The sequence below is a fragment of the Stenotrophomonas maltophilia group sp. P373 genome (genome assembly GCF_053295075.1).
This window is the reverse complement of sequence record NZ_CM129994.1, coordinates 3517640-3528983: the sequence shown is the minus strand read 5'-3', so window position 1 is coordinate 3528983 and position 11344 is coordinate 3517640. Positions and strand designations below refer to the sequence as shown.

Genomic DNA, 11344 nt, shown 5'->3' with positions numbered 1-11344 from the left:
CGGTACAATCACCGCTCTGTTTTCCCCCAAGCACCGGAGCGACCCATGTCCCGCCAGATCATCAACACCGAAAAGGCTCCCGCCGCCATCGGCCCGTACTCGCAGGCCGTGCGCGCCGGCAACACCGTGTACTTCTCCGGCCAGATCCCGCTTGACCCGGCCACCGGCGACATCGTCGGCGCCGGTGACGTCGAAGCACAGGCCCGCCGCGCCTTCGACAACCTCAAGGCCGTGGCCGAAGCGGCGGGTGGCTCGCTGGACAAGGTCGTGCGCCTGGGCCTGTACCTGACCGACCTGGGCGAGTTCGCCAAGGTCAACGCGGTCATGCAGGACTACTTCCAGGCCCCGTACCCGGCCCGTTCCACCATCGAAGTCTCCGGCCTGCCGAAGGGCGCCAGCTTCGAGGTCGACGCGGTGATGGTCATCGACTGACCGCCACGTGGCACGCAAGGCGGCGGTCACCCCGGTCCTGTCACCGTCCGGCGAAGCATCCCTGGCGATGCTTGCCGGCGTCGGTCCGGCCGTGGCCGCCAAACTGCAGGCACGTGGCCTGGCCACCCTGCAGGATCTCTGGCTTCACCTGCCGCTGCGCTATGAGGACCGGACCCGGCTGACCCGCATCGAAGACCTGCGCAACGGTGTGCCGGCGCAGGTGGAAGGGCGGGTGGTCGCGGTCGAGCGTGGCATGCGCTACCGGCCGATGCTGAAAGTGGCGGTGGAAGACGAAGGGCAGGGCACTCTGGTGCTGCGCTTTTTCCACTTCCGCCAGCAGCAGGTCGGGCAGTTCGCGGTCGGCACCCGGCTGCGCTGCTTCGGCACGCCCAAGCCCGGCCACCTCGGCCTGGAAATCGTCCATCCCAGCTACCAGGTGCTGGGCCGCAACGACGATCCCGAACTCGGCGACCGCCTCGACCCGGTGTATCCCACCGTCGAAGGGGTCGGCCCGATGACCATGCGCAAGCTGATCGGCCAGGCGCTGGACCGCCTGCCCGAGGAAAGCACGCTGGAACTGCTGCCCAACGGTTGGCTCGATGGCCTGGGCCTGCCGCCGCTGCGCAGCGCGCTGCTGACCGTGCACCGGCCACCGCCGGATGCCGATCTGGCCGCGTTGGCGGCTGGTACCCACCCGGCGCAGCGTCGCCTGGCGATGGAAGAACTGCTGGCCCATCACCTCAGCCTGCGTCGCCAGCGTATTGCATTGCAGGCGCACCATGCGCCGCCGCTGGCCGGCCCCGGAAAACTGGCCAAGGCGCTGCTGAAGCAGTTGCCGTTCGCGCTGACCGGCGCGCAGGCACGCGTGTTCAAGCAGATCCGTGAGGACCTTGCGCGGCCCAGCCCGATGCTGCGGCTGGTGCAGGGCGACGTCGGCTCCGGCAAGACGGTGGTGGCCGCGCTGGCCGCCATGCTGGCGGTGGAGCAGGGCAAGCAGGTCGCATTGGCCGCCCCCACCGAGTTGCTGGCCGAGCAGCACCTCAACAATCTGCGTGGCTGGCTGGAACCGCTCGGCGTGCGCATCGCCTGGCTGGCCGGCAAGGTCACCGGCAAGGCGCGCGCCAAAGTGATGGAGCAGGTCGCCAACGGCGAAGCGCAGGTGGTGGTCGGAACCCACGCGCTGATGCAGGAGGCGGTGGTGTTCCAGGACCTGGCGCTGGCCATCGTCGACGAGCAGCACCGCTTCGGCGTGCACCAGCGCTTGGCGCTGCGCGACAAGGGCGCGGGCGGCAACAGCGTGCCGCACCAGCTGGTGATGACCGCCACGCCGATTCCGCGCACGCTGGCGATGTCCGAATACGCAGACCTGGATGTATCGGCCATCGACGAACTGCCACCGGGCCGCACCCCTGTGCAGACCGTGGCCTTGAACAATGACCGTCGCCCGGAACTGATCGAGCGCATTGCGCTGGCCTGCCAGGAAGGGCGGCAGGTGTACTGGGTGTGCACGCTCATCGAGGAAAGCGAAGAACTGGATGCCACCCCGGCGCAGGCCACCTACGAATCGCTGCAGGCGCTGCTGCCGGGCGTTCGCGTGGGGCTGGTGCATGGCCGCCTGAAGGCTGCTGAAAAGCTGGCGACGATGGTGGCGTTCAAGGCCGGCGAGATCGACCTGCTGGTCGCGACCACGGTCATCGAAGTGGGTGTGGACGTGCCGAATGCTTCGTTGATGGTGATCGAGAACGCCGAGCGCCTCGGCCTGGCCCAGCTGCACCAGCTGCGTGGCCGCGTGGGCCGCGGTTCGGCGGTGTCGCGCTGCGTGCTGCTGTACCAGGCACCACTCTCGCAGATGGCGCGTGAGCGCCTGCAGACCATGCGCGAAACCAACGATGGTTTCGTCATCGCCGAGAAGGACCTGGAACTGCGCGGCCCCGGCGAACTGCTCGGGACGCGCCAGACCGGCCTGGCCGGTTTCCGCATTGCCGACCTGGCCCGCGACGCTGGCCTGCTGCCCGGCGTGCATGAATTGGCCGAGCGCCTGTTGGACCAGCAACCGGCCCTGGCTGATCGCGTGGTGCAGCGCTGGATCGGCACCGCTGTGCGTTACGCCTCGGCGTGAGTAGTGGGGTCAGAGCCCTTTGCACAGCAAAGGGCTCTGACCCCATTTCCGGCACGCTCACCCACGCATGGCGTGGATCTACTGTACAGCCGTGCTCGGCTGCCGTTCGCGCTGCGCGCGGGAGTCGAGCATGGCTCGACGCTACAGACAGCGCTTTTGATCATTTCCATGTTCATCCACGCATCGCGTGGATGTGTCGACCAAGGTCGACACCTACCAACAGCGGTAGCGATCTGTCGAAGGCAGGGTGGGTCCGGTTGCGGGGGTGTCCGCGGCATGGGCCCGAGGCATGCCTCGGGCGGGTTGGGCAGGACGCCCAACCCAGGCCTTGCCGTGTGCGCAGGACAGCGCACACGAGCAAGCCGCAGCCAAGCCCCCATGGGTGAGGGCGCTTTGCTGGCGAAGCCCTGCTTCGCAAGCGCCCGAACGCACAGCCGCCAGCGGCTGGGCCGGCCTGGGGGTTTACGGCGTCCCCCGCAACCGGATCCACCCCGGCCTCCCCCAGGAAACCAGCTTTTGCCGTTGCTGTTGATGTTGCCTCTGCGGGTGCAGGGCGCAGCCCTGCCGAACCCCAACCTCCGTACTTGCAACGGTCATCATCCCGGTCCACACTTCGTTGCCGATCTGAAGACGGCAACGATGACCCACAAGATCCCCCTGTTGATCGACACCGATCCCGGTGTGGACGACGCCCTGGCCCTGCTGATGGCCTTTGCCGATGAACGGCACGACGTGGTCGCCCTGACCATCGCCGCCGGCAATGTCGGCCTCGAATACACCGTCCGCAACGCCCTCAAGCTCTGTGACATCGTCGGCCGCCCCGACGTACCGGTGTTTGCCGGCAGCCCGGATCCGCTGCTGCACCCCTCCGTTGACGCTGCCCACGTGCATGGCCGTGATGGCTACGGCGACGTGGACCTGCCGCCGCCGAGCCACCAGGCCGAGGCCGAGCACGCTGCCCTGGCCATCCTGCGCCTGTCGCACGAACACGCCGGCGAACTGATGCTGGTGATGTTGGGCCCGCTGACCAATCTGGCGCTGGCACTGAAGCTGGACCCGACCCTGCCCCAGCGCATCAAGCGCATCGTGGTGATGGGCGGCGCGGTCACCTGCCACGGCAACATCACCCCGGCAGCCGAATTCAACATCGCCTTCGATCCTGAAGCCGCGCACGTGGTGTTCACCTCGTTCAAGCACCTGCTGGTGTCGGACTGGGAGGCGACCGTTGCCCACGGCCTGCCGCTGGAGGACGCCGAGAAATGGCTGCAGGCCGATTCCGACCGCGCCCGCTTCTACGAACTGATCTCGCGCAAGACCCGCGCGCTGTCGGAAGATGCCAAGGGCGGCCGCTGGTATACGGCCGATGCGGTGGCCATGGCGTGGGCGCTGAATCCGGAAGGGCAGCTGCAGGTCGAGTCGCGGCCGCTGAACGTGGAGCTGAATGGCACGTTCAGCCGCGGCGCCACCATCGTCGACTGGAACCGCCAGACCGGCCAGCCGGACAACTGCGATCTGCTGATGGCCTACGACCAGCAGCGTTTCGAGGCCCTGGTGCGCCAGGCCCTGGGCGCGGACTGACCTCGATTGACCGCCACCGGTTGCCCCGAGCGGCAACCGGTGCTTATAATGCCGCTCTTGACCACCAGCCCATTTACGGTGTGAGCCCATGAAGGCCGATATCCATCCGAACTACCGCGACGTCGTCTTCCATGACGTCACCTCCGATTTCAAGTTCCTGACCCGCTCGACCATGGGCACGAAGGAAACCATCCAGTGGGAAGACGGCAACGAATACCCGCTGGTCAAGGTTGAAATTTCCTCTGCTTCGCACCCGTTCTACACGGGCAAGCACAAGGTCATCGACACCTCGGGCCGTATCGACAAGTTCCAGAAGCGCTACGCGCGCTGATCTGTCGATCCAGCTTCGAACCGACGGCCGCGCTCTGCGCGGCCGTTTGTTTTTCCCCAACGCCAACCCAACGGGCGTTGGGATGGACGGAACACTGCGTTCGTGTGACAACGCTTTTGCCGATCCGGGCCGCTCAACGGCCGGTGTCCGGCCGCCTGTCGTATACGACTTCCGTCTAGCACCCGACAAATGCTGCTGTGCGATAATGACGTGATCCCCGGCACAGGCCGAGGACGTCATTCACGTGCCTGACCAATGCGCTTGGGCAGGCGCCTTCCCATGAAGGAGCGCACACAGTGTCCGATCTTGATCAGGTCACGCTCAACGCCGGCGATAAGTCCGTCGTTCTGCCCGTCATCAAACCCACCCTTGGCAACGACTGCGTCGACATCGCGAAGCTGACCAAGGAAACGGGGTTCTTCACCTACGATTCCGGCTTCACCGCGACGGCCAGCTGCAAGTCCGCCATCACCTACATCGACGGCGACAAGGGTGTGCTGCTGTACCGCGGCTACCCGATCGAACAGCTGTCGGAAAAGTCGAGCTACGTCGAAGTGGCCTACCTGCTGATCAACGGCGAGCGCCCGAGCGCCGAGCAGCTGAAGGCCTTCACCGATGAGCTGACCGCCGAAGCCAACGTCGACGATTCGATCAACACCCTGATCGGCAGCTTCGCCAAGGATGCCCACCCGATGGCGATCCTGGCGGCCGCGATCGCGCAGCTGTCGGCCATCTACCACGACTCGCTGGACCTGTCCGACGCCGAGCAGCGCCGCAAGGCCGCCGTGCGCCTGATCGCCAAGGTGCCGACCCTGTCGGCGCTGATCTACCGCCACGGCAAGGGCCTGCCGGCCAATAAGCCGGACACCTCGCTGGACTACGTCAGCCGCTTCCTGAAGCAGACCTTCGAGTCCGCTGACGGCCAGTACGACCTGAACCCGGACGTGGTGAAGGCGCTGGACCTGCTGTTCATCCTGCACGCCGACCACGAGCAGAACGCCTCGACCTCGACCGTGCGCCTGGTCGGTTCGACCGGCGCCAACCCGTACGCGTCGGTCGCTGCGGGCGTCACCGCGCTGTGGGGTCCGGCCCACGGCGGTGCCAACGAAGCCGTGCTGAAGATGCTCGAAGAGATCGGCAGCGCCGACAATGTCGAGTCCGCCGTGGTCAAGGCCAAGGACAAGACCTCCGGCTTCCGCCTGATGGGCTTCGGCCACCGCGTCTACAAGAACTTCGACCCGCGCGCCAAGGTCATCGGCGAGATGACCAGCAAGGTGCTCAAGCAGCTGGGCGTGCAGGATCCGCTGCTGGACGTGGCCGTGAAGCTGGAACAGGCTGCGCTGCAGGACGAGTACTTCGTCGCCCGCAAGCTGTACCCGAACGTCGATTTCTACAGCGGCATCATCTACAAGGCGCTGCAGATCCCGACCGAAATGTTCACCGTCATGTTCGCCCTGGGCCGTACTTCCGGCTGGGTGTCGCATTGGCTGGAACAGCAGGTCGACCCGGAAATGAAGATCGGCCGTCCGCGCCAGGTCTACACCGGCAGCGACGTGCGCGACTACCAGGGCTGATCGCCCGCGTAGGTTGTGCTGGAAGCGCCCCGCATCTGCGGGGCGTTTTTTTTTGTCTTGATCGTCTTCGGCGGATGGCGACCGCGGAACGTTGGTCCGCACGACAAGAGCCCGCTTCCGGATCTGAACGCGTTCTGACAATGAATGTCGCATTCACATCTTTTCGGATCTATTGCATGGGTATCACGTCGAAGGCGATAGAACCTGTGCGTACTGATCCCTGTATGGAGAACGCCATGAACCGACTGATCGCCATCGCTTTCATCGCCACGCCGCTGGCCCTGCTGAGCCCGCAGGCCTTTGCGCAGTACACCGGGCCGGGGGCAGGGGCCGCTGCCAGCACCGTCGCTGACGCACGTGCGCAGCGCGATGATCATCCGGTGGTGCTGCGTGGCACCCTCACCGCCAAGATCGGTGACGAGCGCTACCAGTTCCGTGATGCCAGCGGCCAGATCGAGGTCGAGATCGATGACGAAGACCTGCCGCCACAGGCCATCGGTGCCGACACCGTGGTCGAGCTGCGTGGCAAGGTCGACACGCATCGCTTCAAGCCCACCGACATCGATGTCGATCACGTCACCGTCGTGCCTGCAGGTTGAAGCGAACGGCAGCAAAGCGTGGGTTCGGCTCTACAAATTCAATGCAATGAGGTTTGTTGCATTGAACCGATGAGGGAAATTGCATAACCCTCAAACATTGAGCGAATTCAAAAATTCCCCTTAACGTTCAACGTTTTAGGAATGCTTGAATGGCCTGCATGGCAATGGATTTCTAACATTCTCTCCGTCGCCCGCATCCATCCCCGCGGGCGATGCTTCCCTCCCTTTTCTCCTTGGGGAGGGGAGCTTTCATATTCCCCCTGTCCGAGAGAGACACCCATGCACGCCATCATCAAGAAGGCCGCGCTTGCTGCAGCGCTGGCCACCGCTTCGCTGTCCGCGCACGCGCTGGAAACCAAGATCTCCGTCTATGCCGACGTCGACCCGACCCTGGCGCTGATGCGCGATGACGGCACCCCGTTGCCAGACCTGGTCACGCTGACCCACGATCCGCTGCGCGGCCTGATTCCGAACACCCAGCGCGTGCGTATCCACTCCAATGATGACACCGCCGATATCGAGGCACGTATCGATGGTGCGTTTGCCCTCGCAAATGAAACCGGCAGCGTCACCGTGCCGATGAGCATCAGCCTCAACAATCGCACGCTGGGTGCCGCCGCCATCGAGTACAAGGCGGTCGACCTGTTCACCGGTGCCGGTTCGACCCCGGGCGCCTCGATCTCGATGCCGTTGACCATTGCCCAGGCCACCCCGGCCCCGATCACCACCAAGGGTCGCTACAGCGGCATCGTCAACGTCGTGCTGAACCAGAAGGCGACCTCGCCGTAATCCCCGCGCCGGCCCGGTTCCCGGGCCGGCCGCTTCTCCAGCGGTACCCCCATGACCTCACACGCCCCCGCCGTCACCCGGCTGGCGGTCGCGCTCGCCCTGGCGTTGTCCACTCCGCTGGCGGCCGCGCGCGGCGTCCCGCCCGGTTTCGAAGATCTGGTCGAAGGACAGACCGAACAACTCGACATCCAGCTGTTCGGCCGCTCGGCCGGGCTGTCGCCGGTGCGCGTCACCCTGGAGCATGTGCAGCTGGAAGATCCCGCGCGCGTGCTGCAGGCACTGGACCTGTCCGCCGAGGCGCAGGCCGCGCTGCTGCCGGCACTGTCGCAGCCGCTGCCACGCAACAGCCACCTGGCCTGCCGCTTCGGTGGCGCCGAGGCCGGTTGCGGCTATCTGGATCCCCCGGAAGACCCTGCGGCCGCGCGCGCGCTGTATGACGAAGGCGAGGGCGCCGTGCGCCTGTTCGTGGCGCGCAAGTGGATCGGTGGCGAGCCCGCCGCGGAACGCTTCCACGCGCTCAGCAGCAATGCCGAGAACGCTTTCCTGCACCAGCAGGTACTCAACCTTACCGGTGGGCGCGACTACCAGTCGTTCAGTGCGCGCGGCACCGGCGTTCTGGGCCTGTTCCAGCGGGGCCATATGTCCGCCGACTGGTACTTCACCCAGCAGCGCTACCGCAGCAGCGGTGGCGATGCGCATTTCGAATTCGACAACGTCTATTACCGCCATGACCTGGGCCAGCAGTACTACCTGCAGGCCGGGCGCATGGACCGCCGCAACCTGTCCAGTCCACAGGGCGGCACCTTCGGTTTCAGCATGCTGCCGCTGGACCGCTTCGACGGTGCCCGCGTGGGCACCACCCAGGCTTACGTGGACAGCGATGCTGCCGTGCAGGCCTCGCCACTGACGGTCCTGCTCGCCCGCGATGCGCGCGTGGACGTGTTCGACGGCGAGCGCCTGCTGCAGACCTACTACCTGCAGGCCGGCATCAACCAGATCGATACCCGCAACTTCCCGTTCGGCAGCTACCTGGTGCGCATGCGCATCTACGAGGATGGCGTGCTGGTGCGTACCGAAGAAGCCCCCTTCGACAAGGGCGGTGACTGGACCGACAGCCAATGGCAGTGGTTCGTGCAGAGTGGCCGCCGCAACGAGCGCCGCAGTGACCGCTTCGATGGTGAGCAGGTAACGGTGGCCGGCATGCGCGTGCCATTGGCTCGCGACCTGGCGGCTACTGCGGGCGTCGCCCACCTGGGCGGGCACAGCTATGGCGAACTGCGGATCGACCTGCGCCGCGTGCTGGCCACGCAGGAGATGCGCGCAACGTTCAGCGGCATGCGCGGCAGCGATGGCAGCCATGGCCAGCAGCATCAGCTGTCATACCGGCGCAAGGCGTCCTGGAACATCTATCAGCAGCGCATGCGTGGCAAGGCCTGCCAGTTCGAGGCCGATGCACGGGACCGCCTGGGCTGCACCAACTCGCTCAGCGGATCGGTCTCGCTGCCGATCGCCGGTGGTACTGCGTACCTGGGGTATACCCGGCGCCAGACCTGGCGCACCGGTTGGAGCCGTCCTGGTGACGATGATCCGTTGGCGCCACTGGATCCGTTCCTGCCGCCGCAACCGCTGCAACCGCACCGTGAGCCGCAGCTCAGCCGCACCTGGCAGGCCAGCTTCAGCCGCAGCCATCGTTGGCAGGATTTCAGCGTCTCCACGCGGCTGGGCCTGTGGCAGCAGCTCAGCCACGACAGTGCCCGTGACACCCGCACGCGCGACCGTGGCATCTACCTCAACGTGAGCTTCACCCGCCTACAGCGCAGCCATGTTGGCAACGGCCAGCGCCGCTATGCGGTGGACATGCGCCAGCCGCAGCACCAGCGGCCGGAGATCAACTACAGCGTCGGCCAGAGCTATCGCCAGGAGGTGGACGCGCAGTTCCGTGAGCTGACCTCCGAGCTGCGCGCCAACAACAGCGACCGCTACAGCGCATCGCTGGGCGGGCAGCTGCAGAACCGCTACGGACAGACCGGCGCCACCGTGGCGTACTACCAGCAGCATGGCCGCAGCGAGACAGGTTACAGCGGCACGCACAGCTCCGCCTTCGCGCTGGGCCGGCGGGGGGCCTACTGGGGCGCAGGCAGCGGCGCCGATGCCGGGCTGGCGGTACAGGTAGCCGCCACCGATGACCTGGACCTTCAGGGCGTGGCGGCCGAACTGCAGGTGAGTGGCGCAGGCCGGCAACGGCTGCAGATCGGCGAGCGCCGGCTGCTGCCGTTGACCGCCTACCAGTCGCACCGTGCCGAACTGCAGGACGCCAGCAACGACGCCAGCATGGCCGCCATCCGCGTGAGCGGCGCAGGCGGTGCGCGCCCGATGTTCCTGGCCCCGGGGCGGCTGATGCGCATGCCGGTGCCGATCGAAGTGACCTACACCTTCATCGGCACCGCCCGCACGCTTGCCGGCGCGCCGCTGGGCGGCGCCCGCATCCTCAACGCGCCGGTGCCCGGCACCAGCGCCAACGGCGGCTTCGTCGCCGACTTCCCGCGTCGCGAGACAACGCTCTACCTGCTGCAGGACGACCGCCTGCTGCACTGCCCGCTGCAGGTGCGCGAGCGCCGCCAGGTGGTGCTGCTGGTCGGTGCCGTGCACTGCGAACCGCTGGCCGTGGCCCAGCTGCCGGCGGAGATCCGCCAGCAGGCCCGCGTCACCCGGCTGCTGCAGGAACGCGCGCTGATTGCCGCCACGCCCCAGACCGCTGCTGCAGGAGGAGCGCCATGAGCCGGCGTGTGTTGTTCGTGTTGATGCTGGTGTGCGCGCTGGCCGTGCTGATGCCACGGGCGTGGGCGCAGTGGCCGCCAGAGACGCATCCCACCGACCAGAGCCGGGACATCGTGATGACGTGGGACCGCTCGGCGGTGCCCGGTGACGTGGTGCTGTGGGCGCCGCGGACGGTGTTGGGATTCAGTCATGACCTGGCGCTGAAGTATGGGCAGATGCATGTGGTTTGCGGGTCTGCTTCTGACGCTGAGTTTGGCAGATGCCCAACAGAGGGAGAGCTTGGCGTCGGAAATAGTTCGTCTGAGGTCGTAATTAGGCTGGTTGACCAACGAACCGGATTAAGGGCTGAGATTCGCGCTATTGGATTCATGACCAGAATTATGTCAGGGCGGATCTGCGCGACAGATTTCTGGTACGACGTTAAGTATCCGTTTCACGCCGCAACCTGGTTTCGCTGCGGCATTGGAAGTAACGCCGACGAGCCGCTTGGAACAGGTATTCAGCTGCACATGGCTTCGGGTGAGCTGGCGCGTCTCGTCGCCGGCCACTGGAAGGCCACGATGCGCCTGAACATCAAGGCCGACCCCGCCGCAGCACCCGTCGCCACAGCCACCTTCAACTTCGACTTCACCGTCACCGACTACGACGCGATCTCGATCTACTTCCCGGCCTTCGACACCATCGCGCCGCTGGTCAACATGGACCTGCGCTACGACCCCATCAAGCAGATGGTGGGCGGCCGCAAGCAGCTGGAGATGTGCCTCTACGACGGCCTCGGCTCGCAGAGCGAATTCCTCGGCGTCACCGTGCGTGACAGCGGGCCGCGCCCGCCACCCGGCAGCGACTTCGCGGTCTGGCATCGCGATGGTGGCAGCGACGACCGCCAGCGCCTGGACTACTACGTCAGCCTGAACTACGGCGGGCGCGATATCCGCATGCGGCATGGCGTGGAAGAGCTGCTGCATGGCATCGACGGCGCCGAACTGCGCCTGGTCATGCTGCCCGGTATCAGCCAGCCGGTCTATTGCGTGCCCACGCCGCTGACATTGCTGACACCTCCCACCCCCGTCGCCAGCAAGCGCCCCGGTCTCTACGAGGGCGAGCTGACGGTGGAACTGCGCGTCCCCACCGCCAAACCCTGATC

9 protein-coding genes are annotated in these 11344 nt (G+C 66.2%); all 9 read left to right on the top strand.

What is annotated here, in order from left to right; genetic code table 11:
- Window positions 1–45: 45 nt before the first annotated feature.
- The 9 genes from ACSYHF_RS16320 (at window position 46) to ACSYHF_RS16280 (ending at window position 11342) form a co-directional block, all read left to right on the top strand.
- Window positions 46–432, top strand: coding sequence for a RidA family protein (locus tag ACSYHF_RS16320; RefSeq protein WP_005418954.1), 387 nt, complete (start codon window positions 46–48; stop codon window positions 430–432).
- Window positions 433–439: 7 nt separating this feature from the next.
- A complete protein-coding gene (gene recG / locus ACSYHF_RS16315; protein WP_188247715.1) occupies window positions 440–2551 on the top strand; it encodes an ATP-dependent DNA helicase RecG in 2112 nt (703 codons plus the stop codon).
- Between the two features lie 639 nt (window positions 2552–3190).
- The gene (locus ACSYHF_RS16310; protein ID WP_447575809.1) at window positions 3191–4129 is read left to right on the top strand and encodes a nucleoside hydrolase; all 939 of its coding nucleotides are present in this window, start codon (window positions 3191–3193) and stop codon (window positions 4127–4129) included.
- Window positions 4130–4217: 88 nt separating this feature from the next.
- Complete coding sequence (locus ACSYHF_RS16305; RefSeq protein WP_005418951.1) at window positions 4218–4460, top strand: type B 50S ribosomal protein L31; 243 nt, start codon at window positions 4218–4220, stop codon at window positions 4458–4460.
- A 296-nt stretch (window positions 4461–4756) separates the two neighbouring features.
- Entirely contained in the window at window positions 4757–6034 is a 1278-nt protein-coding gene (locus ACSYHF_RS16300; RefSeq protein ID WP_005418950.1) for a citrate synthase, read from the top strand.
- A gap of 236 nt (window positions 6035–6270) precedes the next feature.
- Window positions 6271–6633: a NirD/YgiW/YdeI family stress tolerance protein gene (locus ACSYHF_RS16295; protein WP_005418949.1), complete on the top strand. Its 363-nt coding sequence runs from the start codon at window positions 6271–6273 to the stop codon at window positions 6631–6633.
- Between the two features lie 279 nt (window positions 6634–6912).
- A complete protein-coding gene (locus ACSYHF_RS16290; RefSeq protein ID WP_005418942.1) occupies window positions 6913–7422 on the top strand; it encodes a CS1 type fimbrial major subunit in 510 nt (169 codons plus the stop codon).
- A 51-nt stretch (window positions 7423–7473) separates the two neighbouring features.
- Window positions 7474–10200: a TcfC E-set like domain-containing protein gene (locus ACSYHF_RS16285; protein WP_329846025.1), complete on the top strand. Its 2727-nt coding sequence runs from the start codon at window positions 7474–7476 to the stop codon at window positions 10198–10200.
- Window positions 10197–11342 carry a CfaE/CblD family pilus tip adhesin gene (locus tag ACSYHF_RS16280; RefSeq protein WP_447575808.1) on the top strand — a complete coding sequence of 382 codons (1146 nt, stop codon included), beginning with the start codon at window positions 10197–10199 and terminating at the stop codon, window positions 11340–11342. Before ACSYHF_RS16285 ends, ACSYHF_RS16280 begins: the two co-directional genes overlap by 4 nt.
- The last annotated feature ends 2 nt before the right edge of the window (window positions 11343–11344 follow it).

Excerpts from the sequence above, each read along its gene's own strand:
- ACSYHF_RS16320 (WP_005418954.1), top strand. The coding sequence starts at position 46 with ATGTCCCGCCAGATCATCAACACCGAAAAGGCTCCCGCCGCCATCGGC.
- ACSYHF_RS16310 (WP_447575809.1), top strand. The coding sequence starts at position 3,191 with ATGACCCACAAGATCCCCCTGTTGATCGACACCGATCCCGGTGTGGAC.
- ACSYHF_RS16305 (WP_005418951.1), top strand. The coding sequence starts at position 4,218 with ATGAAGGCCGATATCCATCCGAACTACCGCGACGTCGTCTTCCATGAC.
- ACSYHF_RS16295 (WP_005418949.1), top strand. The coding sequence starts at position 6,271 with ATGAACCGACTGATCGCCATCGCTTTCATCGCCACGCCGCTGGCCCTG.
- ACSYHF_RS16290 (WP_005418942.1), top strand. The coding sequence starts at position 6,913 with ATGCACGCCATCATCAAGAAGGCCGCGCTTGCTGCAGCGCTGGCCACC.
- ACSYHF_RS16285 (WP_329846025.1), top strand. The coding sequence starts at position 7,474 with ATGACCTCACACGCCCCCGCCGTCACCCGGCTGGCGGTCGCGCTCGCC.
- ACSYHF_RS16280 (WP_447575808.1), top strand. The coding sequence starts at position 10,197 with ATGAGCCGGCGTGTGTTGTTCGTGTTGATGCTGGTGTGCGCGCTGGCC.